Source organism: Salinicola salarius (assembly GCF_002179555.1).
Classification (GTDB): domain Bacteria; phylum Pseudomonadota; class Gammaproteobacteria; order Pseudomonadales; family Halomonadaceae; genus Salinicola; species Salinicola salarius_A.
In genome coordinates this window covers 1-23171 of the sequence record NZ_NHOU01000022.1, presented here as the reverse complement: position 1 = coordinate 23171, position 23171 = coordinate 1, and the positions used below count along the sequence as shown (strand labels likewise).

The window sequence follows — 23171 nt, the reverse complement described above, 5'->3', positions numbered from 1 at the left end:
CCAAAGTCGCAACCGCTCGGCTTGGGCAACTTGCTGATAACGGGACGAAAAAAGCCCGGCCATGGCCGGGCTTCTGCAACGGTTGGCGAACGTCTAACGTTCGACGAGTCTGTCAGGCGATTGTCACGTCCTTGGAGAGGTAGACATCCTGGACGGCGTTGAGCAGCTCGATACCTTCCTTCAGCGGCTTCTGGAACGCCTTGCGACCGGAGATCAGGCCCATGCCGCCGGCACGTTTGTTGATGACTGCGGTACGCACGGCTTCGCCCATGTCGGAATGGCCCTTGGAGCCACCGCCGGAGTTGATCAGCCCGGCGCGTCCCATGAACGAATTAGCGACCTGATAGCGGGCCAGATCGACCGGATGATCGCTGGTCAGTTCGCTGTAGACCTTGTCGTGGGTATGGCCGAAACCGATCGCCTTGTAGCCGCCATTGTTCTCCGGCAGCTTCTGCTTGACGATATCCGCCTTGATGGTCGCCGCCAGATGCACCGCCTGGCTGGTGAGGTCGGAAGAGACGTGGTAATCGGTGCCGTCTTTCTTGAACTCGGGGTTGCGCAGATACGACCACAGCACGGTGACCATGCCCAGCTCGTGCGCGCGCTCGAACGCCTCGCTGACTTCCTGGATCTGGCGACGACTATCCTCGGAGCCGAAGTAGATCGTGGCGCCGACCGCGATGCAGCCCATGTCGTGGGCCTGTTCGATCTGCGCGAACATGGTCTGCTCGTACATCGCCGGCAGCGTCAGGCTCTCGTTGTGGTTGAGCTTGAGCATCATCGGGATCTTGTGCGCGTAGCGCCGCGCGACGGACGAGAGCACGCCCAGGGTAGAACAGACGCAGTTGCAGCCGCCCTGCAGCGCCAGTTCGACGATGTTCTTGGGATCGAAATACATCGGGTTGGGCGCGAAGGAGGCACCAGCCGAATGCTCGATACCCTGATCGACCGGCAGGATGCTGAGATAGCCCGTGCCACCCAGACGACCAGTATTGAACAGCGTCTGCAGGTTACGCATCACGTGCGGGCTGCGGTCGGTATCGGAGAATACGCGGTCGACGAAATCGGGCCCCGGGAGATACAGGTCTTCTTTCTTGAAACCCGTACAGGTATAGCTGAGAAGGCTGTCGGCTTCCTTGCCCAGTAACTTGGCAATATCGGTCATGTTGCTTTTCCTCTGTCCTCAAGATGGGTCATCCGGGGAATCTCGACCTGGGCCGTTTCCCTCTCTACCAAAGATGGCTACCCGATAATGGCTGCTCTAGGGCCTGTGGCCGTTTCAGCGCGAACCGCGTTGCTGCGCCGCGTACCGTCCGGAAAGACTGGCGCCAGCCGATGACGTCGCACGACCGGTCCCACGGAACCCGATCAGGTGCGCATTCACCGCCCCCACGCGCAACCGTTTCACGCCGCGCTGCCCATACTGCAGCCCTCTCTCCAGCCGCGGCGATCATCGATTAGCCGTAGAACGTCGCCAAGAATAAGCGACAATGCGTCGCAGTTCACGTCCATGCACCGTTTCTGCATCGCCTGTCTCTTCTGTCGGACGCCTGACGGGGCCTCCCAGATTGTCACATTTCGTATCCCGGCGATGGCTGAAAATCGTCATGGGAAAGTCTTGAGCCATCGCCGCGGATCGCGTCTTTCGCATCAACCTGCAGAGGGAACGTTGCGCCTTTGGTATGATGCTAATCTTTCAGCGATCCGGGGTTTCAGCGATGTCCGTTCTGCGCGGCTTTCTGTGGCTGCTCGCCTTTCTGTTGCTGGGGCAGACCTTCGTGCGGCTATTTCACATTCCGATGCCCAGCGGCGTGATCGGCATGTTGCTGTTGACACTATGGTTCGGCTATCGCGGTCGCATGAATCCGGATGTCGTGCATGTCAGCCAACCGCTGATCGCCATGCTGGCACTGCTGATCATGCCCGGTGTCGTCGAGATATTCTTTGTCGCCGATCAATTTGCAGACCAATGGGCCGCGATTCTGACCGCCCTGATCGTCGGCACGCTGCTCAGCGTATTGTCGAGCCTGCTGCTGATGCGCCGTTATCTCCCCGAAAACGACGAGGCCGCCAACCCTCTCGGAAGCGTCGACCATGAATGATTGGCTCGCGCGTCTTTCGCAGTTGCCGCAACAATGGTTCGAGTCGCCGATCGCGGCGATCGCGCTCACCCTCGGCGCCTATTTCTTCGGCATTCGCCTGTTCAAGCTGATGCGCCGGCCCATCTGGTGTCCACCGATGCTGATCGCGGCGATCGTGATTGCCGCGGTCGTCGCCTCGTTGCCCATCGGCATCGACGACTACAACCGGGGCGCCAGCTGGCTGATGCTGCTGCTGGGCCCGGCCACCGTCGCGCTGGCCGTCCCGCTCTACCAGCAACTGCCGCAGATACGCGCATTGTGGAAGCCGATACTGATGACTCTCCCGCTGTCGGCGACGCTGGCCGCCTGCTACGCAGTGATCATCGCCGCCATCATGGGCGCACCCAAGGACGTGCTCGCCTCGCTGGCGCCCAAGTCGGTGACCTCGCCCATCGCGCTCGGGCTGGCCGAAGAACTCGGCGGCTCGCGGGCGCTGCTGATGGGAGCGCTGCTGACGACGGGCATTACCGCCATCTTCGGGGTGGAGTGGCTGAGCCGGATCCTGCGTATTCGTGACCCACGGCTGATCGGCCTGGCGCTGGGCATCAACGGGCACGCCCTGGGCACCGTACGCGCGTTCGAGCTCGGCACGGTCGCCGGTGCCTTCGCCTCGCTGGGCATGAGCCTGACCGGCGCCTTTACCGCCATCGTGCTGCCGCTCGTCTGGCATTTTTTCTACTAGAAGACGTTTTCTGTCTGTCTATTGAAGACGTTTCTGTCTATGGAAGCCGTTTTCTGCAGGCGTTTCTGCCGAATGGCTTCTCCATCGAACGGCGTGCCGTACCGCGCTCGCCCCTGACAGCGGCGCAGATCGCGCTACGCTGGTAGCAGTTCGTCGAACATTTCGATGACCTCGACAGGAGAGCCCCGATGACGATAGCCAGTGACAGCGGTCAGGGAAGCCCCACGCTGGTGCTCATGCACTTTTTCGGCAGTTCCCATCACGAGTGGGAGGCGGCACTGCCGCTTCTCGACGACCGATGCCGGGTCGTCACTCTGGACATGCCCGGTTTCGGTCGCGCCACCGAAATAGCGGGTTTCGACGTCGCCTCGATGACCCGTCACGTCGAGCGATGCGTCGAAGCCGCCGAACTCGACGACGTCATTCTCGTCGGTCACTCGTTTTCCGGACGGATCGCGATGACCGTCGCCGCCAACCAGCCCACCTGACTGCGTGCGTTGGTTCTGATCGCCCCCTCCCCGCCGGGGCCGCAGTCGATCAGCGAGGAGGAACATCGACTCCAGCTCGACTTCGATTTCAGCGAGGCCCAGGCGCGCCAGTTCATCGACGGTGCCAGCGAGGTCCCGCTGGCGCCGGTGCGCTATCAGCAGGCGCTGGAAGATGCGATCAACGCCAACCCGACGGCATGGCGCGCCTGGCCGAGGACGACCTACGCCGAGGATTGGCGCGAGACAGTCGCCGAGCTGCCCTACCCGGCGTGGGTACTGGTCGGCGACAAGGATCCTTCACTGCCGCCCGAGACACAGCGCGACGAAGCCATGCCGCACCTGCCGCAAGGCAAGCTCGAGGTCTTTTCCGGTTACGGTCACCTGCTTCCCATGGAGATGCCGGAGACACTGGCCGAGCAGCTCAATGCGATGGCCGCACAGGTATCGAAAAGCCGCTGACGAACCGCCGATGAGCCGATCATGACCGGCGTTCGTCGTCATCGTGCGATCAGCGGCGCAGCCAAGCTGGCATTTCGATGGATATCTGGCCGTCGATAACCGCATCGATACAGACACGCAGCCCCGCGAATCGAACCTGACGCCCCACCAGCCCCGGCGCATAGTGCGCATACTTGGCGGAATTGGTCAGAATCGTGCGAGCCGTCAGGGCCACGACGGGCTCCTGCAGCATGCACCAGCAGGTATCGGTCATGATTCGGCTACCGAAGGCTTCCAGCGTCGCCAGATGGCCGGCGCGCCGGGCCTGCCCTGCCACGTGCCGGCTGGTCGTGACGATCAGCTCGACGTCATCGTGCTTGCGCCGACCACGGCACAGCGAAGCCAGCGTCGCGAACTCGTCCAGCGAAAAGTGCGGATTCCCCAGCGCGATCAGATCGACGCGTTCGCCCCGCTCGCCATTGAGCTCCAGCCAGCCACGGCGCAGATCGGCCATCGTCGGCGCCCAGCTCGCCTCGGGTGGCACGCCTCCCAGCGCTGTCTGGCTATCCACGGCCTCCGGGGTGACACCCGCGACATGAAACAGGCCCGCCGACGCCGTGGTGGCGAAGGCCGCCCCGAACGCCTTGAGCGCCGACGGCGCCTCGCCACTCGAGATGTCCAGCCCACAGATGACCGGCACCCGATCGCCGGCATAGGCGCCGATCACGTAGCCCAGCAGCGGATACAGCGACTCATCCGCTGCCGGCAAGGGCGGCAGATCCACGCGGAGTCGAGCCCACCGATTCGTCTCCAGATAGTAGCCTGAAGAGGGCGCGCGGCCGGTCAGCGCAATGCAGATATCCAGCAGATCCGGTGTCTTGTTGGTCCGGGCGCCCAGCACGCTGTTGGCATAGACCACCGCGTTGGACTCCGCCCAGGCGATCGGTTCGTCCAGCTGCGGCGGGCCGTCGAGCAGATAGGGCGCGCAGGTGTAGGTCGGTTGCGCCCCCAGCGCCACGTAGGCATCGGCCAGGCGGCTGGCGGGAACGCCGAGGGCATCGGGAACGCCGTCCGCCTCCCAGCGGCGGCGATCCACCGAGATCGCGTTGAGCGTGGTGGGTACGCGTACCCGGCCGCCCCACGCGGCCAGTCGTTCCGCGAAGGCCAGTCCCGCGGGGCCGGTGTAGATGCAGCCATCGACATGTACCCGAGTCACGTCGAGCAGTCCGAGCGCGCCCTGCAGACGCGCCATGCGCAACACGATGCGCATGGCGGCCTGGGCCGCCGGGCCGTCCTCGCCGTCGAGACAGCGCCGATCCGCCGGCGTGAGCGCGAACCCGTCGTTGGCGGCAATCGCCGGGGCCGGCTCGTGCCCGAGCTCCCCGCCGGCCGTCACGCTGGCCAGGCCCGCCAGTCGCGGGCCGCTCAGTACCAGCCGCCTGCCCCGATGGAGCGTGACGAGATGCGCCGCCTGCGCCATGGCGAAACGCGCGTCGTCCAGCACCACGATCGGCACCGACAGCGACAAGACTTCCTCGGCGACGATGGCGCCCAGGGCGATGATGTCATCGACCCGGTTGAGCACGATCACCGCCGGCGCCTGCCCGGCGTGGATGGCCTCCAGCAGCACCACGCTGCCGGTACACGACCCCCGCCCGTGGGGAATGACCAGCGCCCGCCCGGCGATGCCTTCGCCGCACAACGGGTGGTGGCGATCGATGATTTCGCCTCGGTCCGGGTCCACGCCGCCCCACAGGCTGAGCGGCGTCGAACTGGCCAGCACCACCCCGCTGCCCTCGCCCTCGACCAGGCATTCAGTGGCGGAAAGATAGAACGACAACGACTCGAGATGGCGCCTCATGACGAACGGGCCCGAGAATGCGACGCCGAACCCGACAATCTCGGCAGCGCCTTCGCAACGATAGACATCGGAGATATCACCCAGCAACGCGGAACATCACCTCAAACTATGGGGCAGCCCTGGCGTCGTCCAGCGGTTTACCCGATTCGATCGAGATTTTCCCGTCCAGCGTGCCTCAGGCTCGAATTCTGCCCACCAGGACCGAATGCGCTAAGATGCTCCCATTCGCTCTTCCCAGGGTTATCAGGATTCACGATTCGCCCATGACCTACCGCGTCGCCATCAACGGCTACGGCCGCATCGGCCAGAGCGTGCTGCGCGCGCTGATCGAACGCCCCGACCTGCCGCTGGAAATCGTTGCCATCAATGAGCTTTCCGACCTCGAGACGATCGCCTACCTGACTCGCTACGACACGACTCATGGACGCTTTCCCGGTCAGGTAGAAGCACGGGATGGCTGCCTGGTCATCAACGGCCGCACCATTCGGGTGCTCAACGCTGCCGAACCGGAAGCGCTGCCGTGGGGCGAACTCGGGATCGACCTGCTGCTGGAGTGCTCCGGCAGCTTCAAGGATCGCGCCACGGCCGAGCGCCATCTCCAGGCCGGTGCGGCGCGGCTGCTGTTTTCCCAGCCGGCGGAGACCGACGTCGACACCACGGTCGTCTATGGCGTCAACCACGCAGCGATCGCCCGCGACATGCGCATCGTCTCGGCGGCCTCGTGTACCACCAACTGCCTGATACCGATCCTCGACGTGCTGGAAGCCAGCTTCGGCGTCTCCCACGGCGTCACCACCACCATCCATTCGGCGATGAACGACCAGCCGGTGATCGACGCCTACCACAACAGCGACCTGCGCCTGACACGATCGGCCATGCACTCGATCATCCCGGTGGACTCCGGCCTGGCGCGCGGCATCGGTCGGTTGATGCCGCATCTGGCGGATCGTTTCGAATGTCTTCACGTACGCGTGCCGACCATCAACGTCTCGGCCATGGACATGGCGATCTCGCTCGAGCGCGAGACCGACGCCGCTGCCGTCAATGCCTGTCTGGCCGCCGCCAGTCGCGAACGCTACCTGGGGCTGCTCGGCATGACCTACGAGCCGATGGCCTCGGTCGACTTCAACCACGATCCGCGCTCGGGTATCGTGGATGCCACCCAGACCCGCGTGGCCGGAGGCCGCCTGCTCAAGCTATTGTGCTGGTTCGACAACGAGTGGGGCTTCGCCAACCGGATGCTCGACGTCGCCCGCCACTGGCTCGAACTGCCATCTTCCATTGCCGAACCCGTCACCTCCTCAGGAGAGGATATTTAAGAAACAGGCGAACGAAGACGAGCCAAGGCGAAACCGGATGAAACAGCGGAGTTTACGAGCAGTAAATGAGCATGTTGAAGAGAGTTTCAACGCCGTATCGGCGAGTGTAGCCCTTTATTAAATACCCTCTAAGGAAAGGATCTCATGACCGTACTCAAGATGACCGACCTGGATCTCTCCGGCAAACGCGTACTGATCCGCGAAGATCTCAACGTGCCCGTCAAGGACGGCAAGGTCACCAGCGATGCACGCATCCGCGCCAGCCTGCCGACCATTCAGGCCGCACTCGACGCCGGCGCCAGCGTCATGCTGATGAGCCACCTGGGGCGGCCCACCGAAGGCGAGCCGTCCGACGAATTTTCGCTGGCGCCGGTGGCCGAGCATCTCGCCGACCTGCTCGGCAAACCGGTACGTCTGGAAAAGGACTACCTCGACGGCAACGTCGAGATCGCCGCCGGTGAAGTCGTGCTGCTCGAGAACGTGCGCTACAACCCGGGCGAGAAGAAGGACGACGAAGCGCTGGCCAAGGCGTATGCCGCGCTTTGCGATGTCTACGTGATGGACGCCTTCGGCACCGCCCACCGCGCCCAGGCCTCCACCCATGGCGTGATCCGGTTCGCGCCGCAGTCCTGCGCCGGCCCGCTGCTGGCCAACGAGCTCGACGCGCTAGAAAAGGCGCTCAGCGCGCCCAAGCGTCCGATGGCCGCCATCGTCGGCGGCTCCAAGGTCTCGACCAAGCTCGACGTGCTCTATTCGCTGTCGGAGAAATGCGATCAGTTGATCGTTGGTGGCGGCATTGCCAACACCTTCATCGCCGCGGCCGGTTACGGCGTGGGCAAATCGCTCTATGAAGCCGACTTGGTCGACAAGGCCAAGGAGCTGATGGCCAAGGTCGAGATTCCGCTGCCTACCGACGTCGTCGTGGCTACCGAGTTCTCGGAATCCGCGGAGGCGACGGTCAAGCCGGTCGATCAGGTCAGCGATGACGAGATGATCCTGGATATCGGCCCGGAGACCGCCAAGCATCTCGCCAGCCTGCTGGAAAACGCCGGCACCATCCTCTGGAACGGGCCGGTCGGCGTGTTCGAGATCGACCAGTTCGGCAAGGGCACCGAAGTCTTGTCGAAGGCGATTGCCGCAAGCCCGGGATTCTCCATCGCCGGCGGCGGCGACACCCTTGCCGCGATCGACAAGTACGGCATCGCCGATCAGGTCTCCTACATCTCCACCGGCGGCGGGGCCTTCCTGGAGTACGTCGAAGGCAAGACCCTGCCCGCCGTGGCCGCGCTGGAGAAAGCCGCGCAGGAAAAGGCCTCGAGCTGATTCCCGATTCGCTTCAGACAAGGAGTTAGCGTGCCAAGGAAGGCGACGCCATTCCCTCTCGACCTCGCCAGCCGTGTCTCTCCGGCACGGCTGGCAGCGCTGGGCATTCTGCTGGCCGGCGCGCTCTGGGGGGTCTACTGGTATCCCGTTCGCCGCATCGAGGCGCTCCAGCTCGGCGGCGTCTGGGGATCGCTGATCATCGCCGCCACGGCATGCGTGGTGCTCTCCCCCTGGGCGCTGGTCCAGCGTCGTCGGCTTGCCCGTTCGTCCGCACTGGGGCTTGCCTCGGTCACGTTGGGCGGGGCGGCGTTCATGCTCTACTCCATCGGCCTGGTTCATGGCCAGGTCGCCGTGGTCATTCTGCTGTTCTACCTGACCCCGGTCTGGAGCACCCTGATCGAACGGCTATGGTGGCGCTGGCCGCTCACCGGGCGACGCGTAGCCGTCATCCTCGTGGGGCTGGTCGGTCTGGGACTGGTGCTTGGCGCTAACGGCTCCCCGCTACCCCACGGCATCGGTGACTGGCTGGGGCTGGCCTCGGGATTGATGTGGGCGGTCGCTTCCAGCGGCATGCGCTCCCACAACACCCTCGGCCCCGGAGAAGGCAGCTTCCTGTTCGCGATCGGCGCCCTGGTCACTGCCGTGCTGCTGGCCCCCTTTCTCTCTCTCTGGCCCGGCTTGCCGCCAATGGAAACCGGATGGCGCGCAGCGGGCTGGATCCTCGCCGCTGCAATTCTGTGGTGGTCGGCATCGCTGGCCCTCGTCGTCTGGGCAGCCGGTCATCTTCCTCCGGCCCGACTGGGCATCCTGATGATGAGCGAAGTGCTCGTCGGCGTCTTCTCGGCGGCACTGTTCGCCAACGAGTCGCTGACCTGGTTACAAGGGCTGGGCGCAGCGCTGGTGATTACCGCCGCGGTGCTGGAAGTGATGCCGGCGAGAGCAGGCGCCTGAACGCCTGCACTGCGAGGAGTCCAAAAACGAAAAAGCCGGCTACATGAGCCGGCTTTCATCATTCATGGCGGAGAGGGAGGGATTTGAACCCTCGATACCCGCGAAGGTATGCCGCATTTCGAGTGCGGTGCATTCGACCACTCTGCCACCTCTCCTTGGCGAGACTCGCGCCAAGCCCGGTCACCCACGCTCATGGCGTCGGCTATCGGCTCACGATCATCCCGCGGCGGAAAAATAACAGAAAAGAATCGAAACGTTAACGTCGCGACCTGAATATTTCCGTTTTTCGACGACTGCCGGCTCAGTCTGCCGCCTGCGTCTCGTCCTGACCGCTTTCCGACAGTGCACGCCTCACCAGGCCCTCCTGCTTCATGCGGGCAAGGAATTCCTCGACATAACGCGTGACCACGGACGACGCCTGCACCTTGGGTATCGCCATGCACTGCTCGATTGCCGTGAAGCGACCGGGAAGGACACGATAGCCGGGGTTCGACCTGGCATAGGCCGCGAGCGGCTGACGAACGCCGGCGGCCGCCTCCAGTTGCCGCTCGACGAACAGCTCGATGGCCGCCGCCGACGTGGCAGCGCGCACCAGGCTTGCCTGCTGCAGCGCGCGGGTCAAGTAGAGATCGTAGGCCGCGCCCTTGCCCACCGCGATGCGAACATCGCTGCGATCCAGCTCGTCGACATCGCGAAACGGCGAGGTTTTCGGCACCAGATAGGTGCCTTCGATGACCACGTAGGGCGCAGTGAACTGGATCTTCTCGGCGCGCACCGGATCGCGGGCGAGAAAGCCGATTCGCCAGGCATCGTCGTCGATCGCCGAGAACACGTCTCCGGCACCGTCGAAGGTGGCGAATTCGGCTTCCACGCCAAGCTCGGCTGCCAGCGCCCGTGCCAGTACCGCCGAGACACCAGCCGGCTCGCCATCCTCGCCGCGCTGCGCAAGCACGATATTGCCGTAGTTGATGGCGACGCGCAGTCGCCCTGCCGGCGCCAGCGCCTCGATTACCGCTGATTTGTCATCGTTCATGAATCACGCTCCTTGATCAGCACCACGCCAGGCATCTTCACGCACTATAGCCGGAGATCGACAGACACTCGCCGAAGACGGCGCCCTTAAAATAGCGATACCTGTGAACCGCGATCTTTCGTAAAGACCATTCCAATGACGACGGCCCCGCCTGAGCGGGGCCGTCGAATTCATGAGCGATATCTTCGAGCCGGTAACGATATCGCGTCAGGAAGCCTTGGCCGCCGGCAGGAACTTCGCCTTCAGCTTGCCCGCGAACATCGGCACCAGTACCACCAACGCCGCGGCGATCCACAGCCCGATCGACAGGTTCGACTGGAACAGAATGCCCGTGTCTCCACCGCTGATCGACAGCGCGCGCCGCAGGTTCTCTTCCATCAGTCCGCCGAGCACGAAGCCGAGCACCACCGGCGCCAGCGAGAAGCCGAACTTGCGAAGCAGGTAGCCGAAAACACCGATGATCAGCATCAGGTAGATCGCCATCAGATCGGAATGCAACTGATAGACCCCGACGAAGGCGAGAATCGCTACGCTCGGCACCAGCAGCCAGCGCGGGACCTGCAGCACGCGGGCGAATACGCCGGCCAGCGGCAGGTTCAACAGCAGCAGCATGACGTTGCCGATATAAAGCGACGCGATCAGACCGCCCACCACTACCGGCTGCTCGCGGAACATCATCGGGCCGGGGTTGATGTTGTAGAGCATCAGCGCGCCGAGCAGGATCGCCGTGGTGCCGGAACCGGGGATACCCAGCGTCAGCATGGGAACGAACGAGCCGGCGGCAGAGGCGTTGTTGGCCGCTTCCGGCGCGGCCAGGCCGCGCATGTTGCCGGTGCCAAAGCTGTTGTCGTGATCGCTGATGCGCTTTTCGGTGGTGTAGGCCACGGCGCTGGCGACCGAAGCGCCGGTGCCCGGCAGCACGCCGATGACGAAGCCGATCACGCTGGAGCGCAGGATCGCCCACTTGCAGTACAGCACTTCGCTCATCTTGACCATGACACGGCCGATCGGCGCCATCTCGCCTTCCTGGTCGTGACGGAAGGCGTGCTCGAGCATCAGCAGGATCTCGCTGACCGCGAACAGGCCGATGATCATCACCACGAAGTCGATGCCGTCGTAGAGCTCGGGCATGTCGAAGGTGAAACGCAGCACGCCGGTACCGGAGTCGACGCCGACGGTAGAGATCAACACGCCCAGCACGGCGCCGATCAGCGTCTTGATCGGATCCTTGCCCATCATTGCGGACATGGAGGCGAAGGCGAAGATCATCAGCGCGAAGAATTCGGCGGGGCCGAACTTGACGGCGATGATCGCCAGCAGCGGGGCGAACAGGGTCAAGCCGATGATCGCCACGGTGGCGCCGATGAATGAACTGACCGCCGACAGACCCAGGGCCGGCCCGGCGAGGCCCTTTTTGGCCAGCGGGTGGCCGTCCAGCGTGGTCATGACAGCGCCGGCGTCACCGGGCACGTTGAGCAGGATGCTCGACATGCGGCCGCCGTATTCGGACCCCGTGTAGATGCCGGCCAGAAGAATCAGCGCGGACTCCGCCGGCAGCCCCAGCGTGTACGCCAGCGGCATCAGGATGGCAATACCGTTGATCGGCCCGATGCCCGGCAAGGCGCCGAACAGCGTACCGAGCAGCGCGCCCAGGAAAGCCAGCCCCAGATTGAGCGGCGTCAGGGCGACACCGAAGCCCTGGATCAGAAAATCGAACATTCAGTTGCTCCCCAGCAGCGGCTCGATCCAGCTACCGGTCGGCAGCGAGATCCCCAGTCCGTAGGTGAATAGCAGATAGCTGCCCACCGCCAGCAGCAGACCGCCGACGACCGCTTTCACCGGTACGGCGCCGAACAGCCAGGCGATGACGATGCTGACCAGTGCGGTCGTCACCAGGTAACCCAGATTGATGAACAGCGCCGCATAGACGCCGAGCACGACCATGGTGAAGACCAGACGCAGCAGCAGCGCGCCGGTCGGCCATTGACCGCTGGCGCCGGGACGGATGAACAGCACGATCGCCAGAACCGCCAGAAGACCCGACAGCAGCAGCGGAAATGCTTTCGGTCCGACCGGGTCATAGCTGAACGGCACCTGCAGCTGCCAGGCCTGGACGGCGACGAACGCCGCCAGACCGAGTAACAGCAGACTCAGGATTCGGTCGGCGGCGAGTTTCATTGCGTCAGACCCACTTCTTTGGCCAGTTGCTGGAAGTCGGCGACCTGCTGCTTCACATACTGATGGAAGTCGTCACCGAACTTGGACATCGGGAACAGGCCGCGGCCTTCGCGCAGCGCCTTGAAGCTCTCGGTGTCGTTCAGCTCGCGCAGGCGGTCGGCCCACTGCTGATAGGCTTCGTCGCTGACGTTCGGCCCCATGTAGTAGCCGCGCCAGATCGGCCATTCGACGTCATAGCCCTGCTCCTTGGCGGTGGGAATGTCCGCGTAGGGCCCGCCCATGCGCTCTTCGGAGAGTGCGGCCAGAATGCGGATCTCGCCGCTGTCGAGCTGCGGCTTCAGCTCGGCCAGATCGCCGGTAAAGACCTGGATATGCTCGCCCAGCAGGGCCGCCAGCGCTTCGCCACCGCCCTCGAAGGAGACGTAACGCAGCTTGCGCGGATCGACATCGGCGGCCTTGGCCATCAACGCCGCTTTCATCCAGTCCTGGCTGCCGACCGTGCCGCCGGCACCGATCACCACGCCGGACGGGTCCTGCTTCAGCGCTTTCATCAGCTCGTCGAGGTTGTTCCACGGCGCATCCTTGCGGACCACGATCGCGCCGTAGTCGACACCCAGCGCACCCAGCCAGCGAACGTCATCGACCTTGTGCTTGAGCCCGAACTTGCCCAGCGCCAGGTTGAGCGCAGCGCCGGTGCTTGCGGCCACGATCAGGTTGGGATCGTCGTCGCGCACGCCAGTGACATGGTTATAAGCCACGGCGCCGATACCGCCCGGCATGTAGCTGACCATCATCGGCTCGTCGATCAGCTTGGCGTCCTGCAGGCCATTGGCTGCCAGACGACAGGTCAGGTCGTAACCGCCACCCGGCTTGGCTGGTGCGATACACTCGGGCGGCTTGGCCTGGGCCTGAACGGCGCCGGCCAGCAGCGCGCCGCCGGTCACGGCGGCAACCAGCCAGCGAGAGAGGAATCGAGAGTTGGGCATGCTGTGCGTCTCCTACCTGGGTTGTTATGCTCGCAAAATCTCGTGGCGGGCACCGGACTCGGGCCGGTTTTGCCTACCGACGGCGCGATGCTAGAGCGCTAACCTTTCATCAACCTGTCATCTAAGCCTTTGTCGTATAGGACATTAGTCGCATAGGACATTAGTCGTACAAGACATGGCTAGCAGATGATCTCGAGAAACCGCCATGCACCTGCTCGTGATCGAAGACGATCCGCTGCTGTCACGCTCGCTGAGCCAGGCGATGACTCGCCACGGTTACACCGTCGATGCGCTATCACGCGTCGACGACGCCATCCAGGCGCTACGCCAGGGCCGCTTCGATCTGGTCCTGCTCGATCTCGGTTTGCCCGATGGCAGCGGTCTCGGCGTGCTCGAATGGTTACGCGCCCACGCCGACCCCACGCCGGTAATGATCCTGACCGCGCGGGATGCGCTGGAGGATCGCGTGCGCGGGCTGGATCTCGGTGCCGACGACTATCTCGCCAAGCCGTTCTCGATCAGCGAGCTGGAAGCGCGGGTTCGCGCCCTGCTGCGGCGTAGTCAGCAGCGGCTCGACAACAGCGTGCGCTTCGGCGGTTTGAAACTGGACACCCGCTCTGCCAGTGCCTGGCTGAACGAGACCTCGCTGGATCTGCCACGACGGGAATTCAGCCTGCTGGAGGCGCTGATGCTCAACGCCGGGCGAATCGTGCAGCGCGAGGCGCTGGAGAACCGGCTGTTCGGCTTCGAGGCGGTGGGCGCCAACGCGCTCGATGTCTACAGCCGGCTGCGCAAGCGCCTGGCGGGCTCCGGCCTGTCGATTCGTACGCTGCGCGGTCTGGGCTATCGGCTGGAAGAGACAGCGGACAAACATGAGCCTGGCGCACCGCAGGAAGATCCCGAGTGATACCGCCGCAGACATCGCTCAAGCGACGCCTGGCGCTATGGCTCATCGCCATCGTCGCCGGGCTGGGGACGCTTTTACTGATCGAGGCCTACACCAGCGCACGCAAGGCCGCCGATCGAGCGATGGACGGTCAACTGGAAGCTGCCAGCCTGACCATCGCCGAATCGCTGCAATGGCCGGAGGGCAACCCCACCGTGGAAATGCCCGCCTCGGCACTGCAGATCCTCGCCACCCGCTGGCAGGAGCGGGTGTTCTACTGGCTGCAGGCGGACAACGGTCGCATCATCACCCAGAATGCCGACCTGCCGATCACCGACGCGATGCAGGCAGAGGCCAGGCTACAGCCGGTCTATCTCGACGCCGTCTACGACGGCCAGCCGATTCGCCTCAGCGGCCGCGAAGTGGATTCCGCCGGCTGGGACACCCAGGAGCCGGTGCAGCTGTGGGTCGGACACACACGCCATGGCCGCGACCTGCTGGCGCAGGAGCTGTTCCGAAAGAGCGCCACCCGCTTCGCCGCCATGGTGCTGATCACTGCCGCGCTGGTGGCGATCGCCATGCGCACCATGCTGGCGCCACTGCGTCGCCTTCGCCAGACGCTACGCGACCGAAGCGCCGACGACATCAGCCCGCTCAGGCTCGGCGTGCCGAAGGAGATGCTCGAACTGGTCGAGACCCTCAACCGGCTGTTCGCCGACCAGCGTCATCACCGCGACGCGCTGCTGCGTTTCATCGCCGACGCCTCGCATCAGCTCAAGACCCCGCTGGCCGGGCTGCAGAGCACCAGCGAACTGGCGCTGACCAGCCGCGAGCCGGCCATCTGGCGTCAGGCGCTCGAGACCGTTCACGACAGCGCCGGACGCACCAGCCGTCTCGCCGGCCAGATGTTGAGCCTGACCCGGCTGCAGCACCTGGGGCCGGGACACGAACGTCAGCCGCTGGCGCTGGATCGGCTGATGCGCGAGGTCGCCACCGACTGGGCCGATCGTCAGGACAGCCGCGATCACGATCTCGGCCTGGTCATCGACATGCCCACGCCGGTATGGGTCGAAGGGGAACGCTGGGCACTGCACGAACTACTCAACAACCTGATCGACAACGCCTGTCGCTACACGCCGCCCGGCAGCGAAATCACGCTGACCCTCGAGGGCGACGACGAGCGGGTCACGCTCTCCATCGAGGACGACGGCCCCGGCGTCGATGCCGAATCGCTCGGCCGCCTGACCCAGCCGTTCGAACGCGGCCGGCGCCAGGATACGCGCGGCTCCGGGCTGGGGCTCGCCATCGCCGAATCCATCGCCGTGCGCCACGGCGGCCAGCTATCGGTCACCAACCGGCAGCCGCGAGGACTCCAGGTCAGCTTGACGCTAACCCGCTGTCGGCCACCCGAGGAGAACAGGACATGAAACGACGCCTGCAGGTGATGCTCGGCTTTTCTCTGTGGCTGATTCTTGTCGGCACTGGCACCGCCCGAGCCGGCGAAAGGCTGATCATCGAAGCCGCGCTGGACCGCCAGATCGTCGATCCGGTGCTCGACGCCTTTGCCGCCGAGAACCCGCAGATCGATCTCGACTATCGCGATCGCTCGACACTAGAGGTAGACCAGCGCGCCCGGGATCGCGACTCGCCGCCTGACGTGGTCATCAGCTCGGCCATGCCGTGGCAACTGGCGCTCAGCAACGAAGGCATGGCCCAGCCCCTCGACGCGCCGGAGGTCGACCAGTGGCCGGCATGGGCGAAATGGCGCAACGAAGTGTTCGGCTTCACCTTCGAGCCGGTGGTGATGGCCTATCGCCTCGAGCTCGCTTCGCACATGCCGCCACCGGAAACCCATCGCGACCTGCTCGATCTGCTGACCCATTATCGTTACTGGCTCGATGGTCGCGTGGTGAGCTACTCGCCTCGAGAAAGCGGCGTCGGCTACACCCTGTCCCAGCAGGATGCCCGCTATACGCCCCGCGCCTGGGATCTGATCGCCGCCATGGGCGCGGCCAACATCAATCTCGAAACCACCACCCAGCGCATGCTGGCCGGGCTCAGCGAGGGCCGCTACTGGCTCGGCTACAATCTGCTGGGTTCCTATGCGATGCTCTGGGCGCAGACCCATCCCGACATCATCGTCCAGGTCCCCAACGACTACTCGCTGGTGCTGATGCGGATGGCATTCGTCCATCGCGATGCACCACACCCGGCTGCCGCCAGACGCTTCGTCCGCTTCCTGCTGAGCCGGCGCGGCCAGCACATCCTGGCCGGCCAGACGCCGCTGTTCAGCGTGCGCGACGACGTCATCGGCCCTTACACGGCCCAGCGGCTACGCGATCAGGTCGGCGATCATCTCTACCCGATTCCGATCAATGCCACACTGCTGGCGTTCGTCGACCCGCTGCGTCGCGATGCGTTCCTGCGCCGCTGGGACCGCGAGATCCAGATCCTTTCAGAATGAGTATGTCGGAGTGAGCGATATCGGCACGAACCCTGCCGGTGTGGCGACGACCCCGGGATTGTTCCTGTATCCGTCGTCACAATCCCGTAAGATACGTCGCCGCCACATCGATGCAGCGCCCGCAGCAGGCGCCTCGATGCCAAGACACCGATGACCGAGAGTTCCGGATGAGCGCAACCGCAACGACCACCGCCCCCGCCCAGTCGACAAACCAGGCCAAACGCGCCGCCATCGGCAGCTTCGTGGGCGCCGTCGTCGACTGGTATGACTTTCTGCTCTACGGCATCGTTGCCGCGCTGGTCTTCAATTCGCAGTTCTTCCCCAACGTCAGCCCCGCCGCCGGCACGCTGGCCGCGCTGGCCACCTTTGGTGTCGGCTTTCTGTTTCGCCCGTTGGGCGGCCTGGTCTTCGGCCACTTCGGCGATCGCCTGGGGCGCAAGCGCATGCTGATCCTGACCGTGATCCTCATGGGTGGCGCGACGGCACTGATCGGGCTGCTGCCGACCTACGCCCAGATCGGCGTCTGGGCACCGATTCTGCTGGTTACGCTGCGTGCGATCCAGGGTTTCGCGGTGGGCGGCGAATGGGGCGGTGCGGCGCTGATGGCGGTGGAGAGCGCACCGCCTGGCCGTCGCGCGTTCTACTCCAGCGGCGTGCAGGTGGGCTACGGCGTGGGCCTGATCCTGGCCACCGGTAGCGTCTCGCTGCTCAGCTACGGATTGAGCGACGCCGATTTCACGGCCTGGGGCTGGCGCCTGCCGTTTCTGTTCAGCGTGGTGCTGGTACTGGTTGCGCTGAAGATCCGCTCGAGCCTCGAAGAGTCGCCGGAATTCGTCGAAGCGGTCGAGCGAAACGACCAGAAGCCTGCCAGACCGCCGATCCTCGAAGCGCTCAAACGCCACCCCGGCGCCTTCGTGACGATCATCGCCATGCGCCTGGCCGAGCTGTTCACGATGTATATCGTGACCACCTTCGCGCTGAGCTACTCCACCGGCTATCTCGATCTATCGCGGGACCTGTTTCTGCACATCGGCCTGCTGGTCGGCGCGATCAGCTGCGTCACCATCCCGCTGTTCGCCTGGCTGGCCGACACGCTGGTGCGTCGGCGCGTCTATATCACCGGCGCCATCGTCGGCGTGCTGGCCGCCTTCCCGTTCTTCATAGCGCTGCAGGCCGGCTCGATCCTGTGGATCGTGATCTTCGCCGTAGCACTGGCCAATCTCGCCCACGACATGGTGGTCAGCGTGCAGCAGCCAATCTTCGCCGAGCTGTTCGGCGCCGCCTACCGTTACAGCGGCGCCGGGGTCGGCTATCAGGTCGCCAGCGTGATCGGCGGCGGCTTTACCCCGTTCATCGCCGCCGCCCTGGTCGACCTCTACGACGGCAGCTGGGTCCCGGTTGCCGTCTATCTGGCCGCCGGCTGTCTGGTTTCTGCCGTAGCTGTTGTTGGAATTGACGACCGTCAATCAGGTCCAGGCGCTCAAGGCGGGGAGAATCGATATCGGTTTCGGCCGTATACGTCTGGACGATCCCGATATCGCGCAGAAGGTACTGTTCGATGAGCCAACCGTCGCTGCATTGCCGGCACATCATCCCTTGGTGGGTACCATCCCGACACTGGCTCAGTTAGCCGAGTATCCTAATGATCATCTATCCGGCATCGCCTCGTCCAAGCTATGCCGATGCCGTGTTCAGCCTGTTCAGACTCAGAGGTTTGAAAGTCAAGGTCATTCAGGAAACCAACGAACTACAGACCGCGATCGGTCTGGTCGCCTCGGATCTTGGTTTCAGTCTGGTGCCGGAGCAGGTCATGCGCATGCAGCGTGACGAAGTTACCTATGTACGGCTGGCGGAGCGCAACATCACCTCACCGATCATCTGCAGCCGTCGTCGTGAACCTGTGACACCGGCGATGCAAATGACCAACGATATATTGCGGGAGCTGGTAGAAAATCGAGTGAAGGGGCGTTATCCATGACGTGAGACACGCCGTAATGTTTAAAACATCCTCGTATTGACATCCGTCCAGATTAGCTGGCGATACCGACACTGCAGGACATTCTTATCCCCGCCCGGGCTGATCACAGCCACGATATCGGCTCCTGAGCGGCATCACGCGCTCGCCGCTCGAGCCACCGCTGATAGCGCAGAACGGGCCATTTCATCAGGCGACACATCGACTCAGCCTTTGTAATCCATGCGCTACGACAAGGTTTCACAGGGCAGCCTCGCCTATCCATAAAATGTCTCAGGCCAGCCGCGTGCCGTCTGCTAGTAAGGGCGGCCGAACAATAAAGGGATGACAGTGGCACATTCCAAGTGCGCCACCATATCCAATATCCGCTTTCAGAATTTCGAAACCGGACGTGCGATCGATACCCTATTCGCTGACGTCCTGATCTTCGACATCATCACGCCCTGCCCAGTGCCTCAAGAGTGCCGCGACGAAGCGTGCCGGGGCTTCGATAGAGGGCACATGCGCCACGCCTTCGAAGATCTCGAGCGGCGCCTGATCGCACTCCTGCGCCAATGCTTCGAGCGTGGCCGGCGGCGTGGCCGCATCCTCGAGACCACCGAGCAAGAGGATCGATACACGCTTGCCATGCAGGCGTCCTGTGAACGTGTCTCGCCCCAGCATCTCGCACAGCCGGGCGTAGGACTCGGCATCGCCGCGTCCCATCTGAACGCACCATCCGTCCTGCAGCGCCGGTTCGGCTTCGATCCGGGCTGGCGCAAACCAGCGAGGCACGATCTCCCCCGTCATGGCTGCGAGCCCTTCGGTACGCACGCGGCCGGCTCGGGTATTCCACAATTCGGCGTTCCCGATCACCGCCCCGGTGTTGGTCAACGTGGCGGTCAGCAGACGTTCGCCATGCGCGGCGATCAGCTGCTGGCCTATCACCCCACCGATCGAGGTGCCGACGAAGTGGAAGCGTTCGGCACCGGCGATATCGGCCAGCGCCAGCGCTTCAGCGGCCAGATCGGCCGGCGTTATCGCGCCGCCCTCCGGCGGCCAGGCCTGACTAGCCCCGTGTCCCGGCAGATCCCAGGTGAGCACACGATAATGCGGCAGCAGTTGCGATAATATCTCGTCCCACACTGCCTGTGTCATTCCGAGCGGGTGAGCGAGAACGACCAGCGGGTTGGCCTCGGCACCCAGCAATCGGTAGGCAACGGTACGCTTTTCAATGTTGGCAAAAGGCATTGTCACGTTCCTCGAGAAGTCAGTGTGTGCGGTCAGGCAAAAGGGCTCTACATTTGCCGAAGGCAAACACAATAGCGGTTAGCATTACAGCCAGCACGAATGCGCTGGGCAGATAGCGTTGGACAATGCGTACGGAAAATTGGGTGACCGCTTCCATCGTAAATACCTTATTCGTGCAGTCTTTCGACGTCGATCACACCCGTTCGATGACAGTGGCGATCCCTTGTCCAACGCCAATACACATGGTGCAAAGCGCGAAGCGTTGATTATTACGGACCAGCTCATTGGCCGCAGAAGCGACGATACGCGCCCCGGACATGCCCAACGGGTGCCCCAGCGCGATGGCGCCACCGTTGGGGTTGAGCCTCGGGTCATCATCGGCAATACCGAGTTCGCGGGCGCAGGCGAGCACCTGAGCGGCGAATGCCTCGTTGAGTTCGATCACGTCCATCTGCTCGAGCGTCATGCCGAGCTTGCCGAGCAACTTGCGCGTTGCCGGCACAGGACCGATTCCCATGATCCGGGGCTCGACACCGGCCGTGGCCATACCGTGAATGCGCGCGACAGGTTCCAGACCGAACCGCTCGACGGCTGCCTGGCTGGCGACGAACATCGCCGCTGCGCCGTCGTTGACGCCGGAAGCGTTGCCGGCTGTCACGGTGCCGTTTTCGCGGAACGGCGCCGGCAACCTGGCCAGTTTCTCCAGCGTGGTGTCCGGGCGCGGATGCTCATCGGTATCGAAGATCAGCGGTTCCTGCTTACGCCGAGGTATCTCGATCGGCACGATGCCATCGCTGAGCCTTCCGCTCTCCTGGGCAACCTTGGTCAGTTGCTGCGAACGGTAGGCGTAGCGGTCCTGATCCTCGCGCGAAATGCCGAACTGCTCGGCGACGTTCTCGGCGGTTTCCGGCATCGAGTGGGTGCCGTAGCGCTTCTCCATCAGAGGATTGACGAAACGCCAGCCGATCGTGGTGTCCTCCATCTTCTGACTGCGCGAATAGGGTGACTGCGCCTTGCCGATGACATAGGGCGCCCGCGACATCGACTCGACGCCGCCGGTCAGGATCAGGTCGGCTTCGCCAGCCCGGATCGCCCGCGCCGCCGTGCCGATGGCATCCATGCTCGAGCCGCACAACCGATTGATGGTCGAGCCGGGCACGGAAGTCGGCAGGCCCGCCAGCAACGCCGCCATACGGGCCACACTGCGGTTGTCTTCTCCGGCCTGGTTGGCACAGCCCAGAATCACGTCATCGATCGCCTCTGGATCCACCTGCGGATGCTGGGCCAGGACGGCCTCGAACAGGCGCGCGGCGAGGTCATCGGGACGCACACTGGCGAGCGCGCCACCAAAGCGGCCCACCGGCGAACGCAACGGCCGACATAGAAAGACGTCGTTCATGCCTTGCTCCCTCTGTCAGATTGATCGGCGGCCTGACCACCCGTGTGATGGCGATCGGTCCGCGCCTTGAGCTCGCGCAGAATCGTCAATTCGTTATCATCCGGCTCCGGGGTCGACTCGAGAGACTCGGCGAACCGGATTTCCCAGCCGGTCGCCTCCTGCACCTGCTCGCGGGTGACGCCGGGATGCAGCGAGACCACCACCAGTTCCTTGGTCTCGGCATCCGGCTTCATCACACATAGATCGGTAATGACACGAGTCGGACCGCGGCCAATGTTGGGCACGCCGTCACGCGCCGTCCCGTCACGCCCGAACCCGACCGTGGTGACAAAATCCACCGCCTCGACGAAGGTGCGCGTCGAGTGTTTTACGGTGATGAATACCTCGCGGGCGTTGGTCGCGATCTCCGGCGCTCCGCCACCGCCCGGCAAGCGCACCTTGGGCTCGCGGTAATCGCCGATCAGGGTAGTGTTGAGATTGCAGTAACGGTCGATCTGCGCCGTGCCGAGAAAGCCGACATCGACATGGCCGCCCTGCAGCCAGTAGCGGAACATCTCCGGCACCGAGACCGTAGTCAGTGCGGTCTCGCACAGCTCGCCATCACCGATTGAAAGCGGCAATACATCCGGCTTGGTCTGCAAGGTGCCGGATTCGTAGATCAGCACGACTTCCGGTGCGTGTGTCAGGCGGGCGAGATTGGCCGCCTCGCTGGGCAGGCCGATGCCCACGAAACAGGTAGAGCCGTTGCTCAGCGCTCGGGACGCGGTCACGGTCATCATTTCGGCAGCGGTATAACGGTCACTCATGCGTCGTCTCCCTGAGTGAAGACATGATCTTGAAGCCACGCATCGAAAGCATCGCGGTCACGGGCGATGGCATCCCAAGCCTTGTAGAAGGCGTTGTCGCGGGGGTAGTAACCATGGGCATAGGACGGGTAGGCCCCGTGCTGGGTCACCGAGATGGCATCGATTGCCCAGGCCGGAATCACGCAGGCGTTGGGACCCGCGGCGAGATCATCGACGACCTCCTCGACCGTGACGATGCTACGGCCGGCCGCCAGCACGACTTCCTTCTGCACACCGACAATTCCTTCGACCAGCACGTTGCCCTGTCGATCTGCGCGCTGAGCGTGGACGATGCCTACGTCGGGTCGTATCGACGGCACCGCCGCCAGACGCTCACTGCTGAACGGACATTCGATGAACTTGATCTGTGAATTGACCTTGGGCAGATCGCTGCCGATATAACCACGCAGCACCGCCAGGGGTAGCCCGGCAGCGCCGGCCTCGAAGGCGCAGGCCATGGCAGCGTGGCTATGCTCGAAGATTTCGACTGGATGGGGATAGCCCTTCTCGACCGCATCGCGCAGCCGATGCAACGAACCGACACCAGGATTCCCACCCCAGGAAAAGATCAGGCGCTTGGCGCAACCGGCACCGATCATCTGGTCATAGAGCAGATCCGGCGTCATGCGGATCAGAGTGAGATCGCGCTTCCGCTGACGAATCACCTCATGGCCGGCGGCAAAGGGAATCAGATGGGTAAACCCTTCCATGGCAAGGGTCGCGCCATCTTCGACATAACGCGCGACGGCGTCGTGCAGAGAAAGAAATTCAGCCATATGTCCGACTCTCAAATAGCGTTCGCATAACGAACATAGGTTTGTGATACGAACAACGCTATCGCTTTGGTATTGACCGGTCAAACGGAGGTTTAGATTGATACTTTCTCTTCAAGAACGCAGAAAAACTCGATAATTGCTTGAAATTCATTTACTTAAATAATTTGTAGGGTCCCGGATGATCGGATCGCCTATA

The 23171-nt window shown here is 63.7% G+C and carries 20 protein-coding genes, 1 tRNA gene and 2 pseudogenes; 12 read left to right on the top strand and 11 right to left on the bottom strand.

The features are described 5' to 3' along the window. Positions 1 to 112: 112 nt before the first annotated feature. Positions 113 to 1165 (bottom strand): class I fructose-bisphosphate aldolase, encoded by a 1053-nt coding sequence (locus CCD76_RS14630; protein WP_087720179.1) that lies wholly within the window; start codon positions 1163 to 1165, stop codon positions 113 to 115. A gap of 553 nt (positions 1166 to 1718) precedes the next feature. Here CCD76_RS14630 and CCD76_RS14625 point away from each other — a divergent pair. The 3 genes and pseudogenes from CCD76_RS14625 (at position 1719) to CCD76_RS20665 (ending at position 3770) form a co-directional block, all read left to right on the top strand. Next, positions 1719 to 2102, top strand: coding sequence for a CidA/LrgA family protein (locus CCD76_RS14625; protein ID WP_087720178.1), 384 nt, complete (start codon positions 1719 to 1721; stop codon positions 2100 to 2102). Beyond that, complete coding sequence (locus CCD76_RS14620) at positions 2095 to 2823, top strand: LrgB family protein (protein ID WP_087720177.1); 729 nt, start codon at positions 2095 to 2097, stop codon at positions 2821 to 2823. The genes CCD76_RS14625 and CCD76_RS14620 overlap by 8 nt, the downstream gene beginning before the upstream one ends. 188 nt (positions 2824 to 3011) lie before the next feature. Then, positions 3012 to 3770: pseudogene (locus CCD76_RS20665) on the top strand (alpha/beta fold hydrolase). 49 nt (positions 3771 to 3819) lie between these two features. On the opposite strand, the gene lhpI reads toward CCD76_RS20665, so the two are convergent. Beyond that, complete coding sequence (gene lhpI, locus CCD76_RS14605) at positions 3820 to 5697, bottom strand: cis-3-hydroxy-L-proline dehydratase (protein WP_218777046.1); 1878 nt, start codon at positions 5695 to 5697, stop codon at positions 3820 to 3822. 176 nt (positions 5698 to 5873) lie between these two features. Here lhpI and CCD76_RS14600 point away from each other — a divergent pair, with 176 nt between their 5' ends. The 3 genes from CCD76_RS14600 to CCD76_RS14590 all read left to right on the top strand — a co-directional run bounded on the left by CCD76_RS14600 (position 5874) and on the right by CCD76_RS14590 (position 9203). Further along, positions 5874 to 6929: a type I glyceraldehyde-3-phosphate dehydrogenase gene (locus tag CCD76_RS14600; RefSeq protein ID WP_087720174.1), complete on the top strand. Its 1056-nt coding sequence runs from the start codon at positions 5874 to 5876 to the stop codon at positions 6927 to 6929. A gap of 144 nt (positions 6930 to 7073) precedes the next feature. Further along, complete coding sequence (locus tag CCD76_RS14595) at positions 7074 to 8252, top strand: phosphoglycerate kinase (protein ID WP_087720173.1); 1179 nt, start codon at positions 7074 to 7076, stop codon at positions 8250 to 8252. Between the two features lie 30 nt (positions 8253 to 8282). Further along, on the top strand, positions 8283 to 9203 hold the full coding sequence (locus tag CCD76_RS14590) for a DMT family transporter (RefSeq protein ID WP_256961320.1): 921 nt from the start codon (positions 8283 to 8285) through the stop codon (positions 9201 to 9203). Positions 9204 to 9268: 65 nt separating this feature from the next. On the opposite strand, the gene CCD76_RS14585 is transcribed toward CCD76_RS14590, so the two are convergent. The 5 genes from CCD76_RS14585 to CCD76_RS14565 form a co-directional block, all read right to left on the bottom strand. Continuing rightward, positions 9269 to 9358 (bottom strand) — tRNA-Ser (locus CCD76_RS14585). Positions 9359 to 9504: 146 nt separating this feature from the next. Continuing rightward, positions 9505 to 10236 carry a transporter substrate-binding domain-containing protein gene (locus CCD76_RS14580; protein ID WP_087720172.1) on the bottom strand — a complete coding sequence of 244 codons (732 nt, stop codon included), beginning with the start codon at positions 10234 to 10236 and terminating at the stop codon, positions 9505 to 9507. A 207-nt stretch (positions 10237 to 10443) separates the two neighbouring features. After that, a complete protein-coding gene (locus tag CCD76_RS14575; protein ID WP_087720171.1) occupies positions 10444 to 11955 on the bottom strand; it encodes a tripartite tricarboxylate transporter permease in 1512 nt (503 codons plus the stop codon). Beyond that, positions 11956 to 12414, bottom strand: a complete 459-nt coding sequence (locus CCD76_RS14570; RefSeq protein WP_087720170.1) for a tripartite tricarboxylate transporter TctB family protein — start codon at positions 12412 to 12414, stop codon at positions 11956 to 11958. After that, on the bottom strand, positions 12411 to 13400 hold the full coding sequence (locus tag CCD76_RS14565; RefSeq protein ID WP_087720169.1) for a Bug family tripartite tricarboxylate transporter substrate binding protein: 990 nt from the start codon (positions 13398 to 13400) through the stop codon (positions 12411 to 12413). Before CCD76_RS14565 ends, CCD76_RS14570 begins: the two co-directional genes overlap by 4 nt. A gap of 205 nt (positions 13401 to 13605) precedes the next feature. Here CCD76_RS14565 and CCD76_RS14560 point away from each other — a divergent pair, with 205 nt between their 5' ends. From CCD76_RS14560 to CCD76_RS20415, 6 genes and pseudogenes are all read left to right on the top strand, one after another. Next, on the top strand, positions 13606 to 14307 hold the full coding sequence (locus tag CCD76_RS14560) for a response regulator (protein WP_087720168.1): 702 nt from the start codon (positions 13606 to 13608) through the stop codon (positions 14305 to 14307). Next, positions 14304 to 15713, top strand: coding sequence for a sensor histidine kinase (locus CCD76_RS14555; RefSeq protein WP_087720167.1), 1410 nt, complete (start codon positions 14304 to 14306; stop codon positions 15711 to 15713). Before CCD76_RS14560 ends, CCD76_RS14555 begins: the two co-directional genes overlap by 4 nt. Further along, a complete protein-coding gene (locus CCD76_RS14550; protein ID WP_087720166.1) occupies positions 15710 to 16750 on the top strand; it encodes an ABC transporter substrate-binding protein in 1041 nt (346 codons plus the stop codon). Before CCD76_RS14555 ends, CCD76_RS14550 begins: the two co-directional genes overlap by 4 nt. A gap of 167 nt (positions 16751 to 16917) precedes the next feature. Then, positions 16918 to 18312 (top strand): shikimate transporter, encoded by a 1395-nt coding sequence (gene shiA, locus CCD76_RS14545; protein WP_143543300.1) that lies wholly within the window; start codon positions 16918 to 16920, stop codon positions 18310 to 18312. Then, positions 18194 to 18577 (top strand): LysR substrate-binding domain-containing protein, encoded by a 384-nt coding sequence (locus tag CCD76_RS20420; protein ID WP_306298811.1) that lies wholly within the window; start codon positions 18194 to 18196, stop codon positions 18575 to 18577. Before shiA ends, CCD76_RS20420 begins: the two co-directional genes overlap by 119 nt. Then, positions 18462 to 18728, top strand: a pseudogene (locus tag CCD76_RS20415) (LysR substrate-binding domain-containing protein); the annotation flags it as partial. The gene CCD76_RS20420 and the pseudogene CCD76_RS20415, both read left to right, overlap by 116 nt. A 402-nt stretch (positions 18729 to 19130) precedes the next feature. On the opposite strand, the gene CCD76_RS14535 reads toward CCD76_RS20415, so the two are convergent. The 4 genes from CCD76_RS14535 to CCD76_RS14520 all read right to left on the bottom strand — a co-directional run bounded on the left by CCD76_RS14535 (position 19131) and on the right by CCD76_RS14520 (position 22975). Continuing rightward, positions 19131 to 19955, bottom strand: coding sequence for an alpha/beta fold hydrolase (locus CCD76_RS14535; RefSeq protein WP_087720164.1), 825 nt, complete (start codon positions 19953 to 19955; stop codon positions 19131 to 19133). Between the two features lie 193 nt (positions 19956 to 20148). After that, positions 20149 to 21354, bottom strand: coding sequence for a 3-oxoadipyl-CoA thiolase (pcaF, locus tag CCD76_RS14530; protein WP_087720163.1), 1206 nt, complete (start codon positions 21352 to 21354; stop codon positions 20149 to 20151). After that, positions 21351 to 22160 carry a CoA-transferase subunit beta gene (locus tag CCD76_RS14525; protein ID WP_087720162.1) on the bottom strand — a complete coding sequence of 270 codons (810 nt, stop codon included), beginning with the start codon at positions 22158 to 22160 and terminating at the stop codon, positions 21351 to 21353. The genes pcaF and CCD76_RS14525 overlap by 4 nt, the downstream gene beginning before the upstream one ends. After that, entirely contained in the window at positions 22157 to 22975 is an 819-nt protein-coding gene (locus tag CCD76_RS14520) for a CoA transferase subunit A (protein WP_087720161.1), read from the bottom strand. The genes CCD76_RS14525 and CCD76_RS14520 overlap by 4 nt, the downstream gene beginning before the upstream one ends. Between the last annotated feature and the right edge of the window lie 196 nt (positions 22976 to 23171).

Bases quoted from the DNA above. Each gene is read 5' to 3' on its own strand.
- CCD76_RS14630 (WP_087720179.1), bottom strand. From the start codon at position 1,165: ATGACCGATATTGCCAAGTTACTGGGCAAGGAAGCCGACAGCCTTCTC.
- CCD76_RS14625 (WP_087720178.1), top strand. From the start codon at position 1,719: ATGTCCGTTCTGCGCGGCTTTCTGTGGCTGCTCGCCTTTCTGTTGCTG.
- CCD76_RS14620 (WP_087720177.1), top strand. From the start codon at position 2,095: ATGAATGATTGGCTCGCGCGTCTTTCGCAGTTGCCGCAACAATGGTTC.
- CCD76_RS14600 (WP_087720174.1), top strand. From the start codon at position 5,874: ATGACCTACCGCGTCGCCATCAACGGCTACGGCCGCATCGGCCAGAGC.
- CCD76_RS14595 (WP_087720173.1), top strand. From the start codon at position 7,074: ATGACCGTACTCAAGATGACCGACCTGGATCTCTCCGGCAAACGCGTA.
- CCD76_RS14580 (WP_087720172.1), bottom strand. From the start codon at position 10,236: ATGAACGATGACAAATCAGCGGTAATCGAGGCGCTGGCGCCGGCAGGG.
- CCD76_RS14575 (WP_087720171.1), bottom strand. From the start codon at position 11,955: ATGTTCGATTTTCTGATCCAGGGCTTCGGTGTCGCCCTGACGCCGCTC.
- CCD76_RS14570 (WP_087720170.1), bottom strand. From the start codon at position 12,414: ATGAAACTCGCCGCCGACCGAATCCTGAGTCTGCTGTTACTCGGTCTG.
- CCD76_RS14565 (WP_087720169.1), bottom strand. From the start codon at position 13,400: ATGCCCAACTCTCGATTCCTCTCTCGCTGGCTGGTTGCCGCCGTGACC.
- CCD76_RS14560 (WP_087720168.1), top strand. From the start codon at position 13,606: ATGCACCTGCTCGTGATCGAAGACGATCCGCTGCTGTCACGCTCGCTG.
- CCD76_RS14550 (WP_087720166.1), top strand. From the start codon at position 15,710: ATGAAACGACGCCTGCAGGTGATGCTCGGCTTTTCTCTGTGGCTGATT.
- shiA (WP_143543300.1), top strand. From the start codon at position 16,918: ATGAGCGCAACCGCAACGACCACCGCCCCCGCCCAGTCGACAAACCAG.
- CCD76_RS14535 (WP_087720164.1), bottom strand. From the start codon at position 19,955: ATGCCTTTTGCCAACATTGAAAAGCGTACCGTTGCCTACCGATTGCTG.
- pcaF (WP_087720163.1), bottom strand. From the start codon at position 21,354: ATGAACGACGTCTTTCTATGTCGGCCGTTGCGTTCGCCGGTGGGCCGC.
- CCD76_RS14525 (WP_087720162.1), bottom strand. From the start codon at position 22,160: ATGAGTGACCGTTATACCGCTGCCGAAATGATGACCGTGACCGCGTCC.
- CCD76_RS14520 (WP_087720161.1), bottom strand. From the start codon at position 22,975: ATGGCTGAATTTCTTTCTCTGCACGACGCCGTCGCGCGTTATGTCGAA.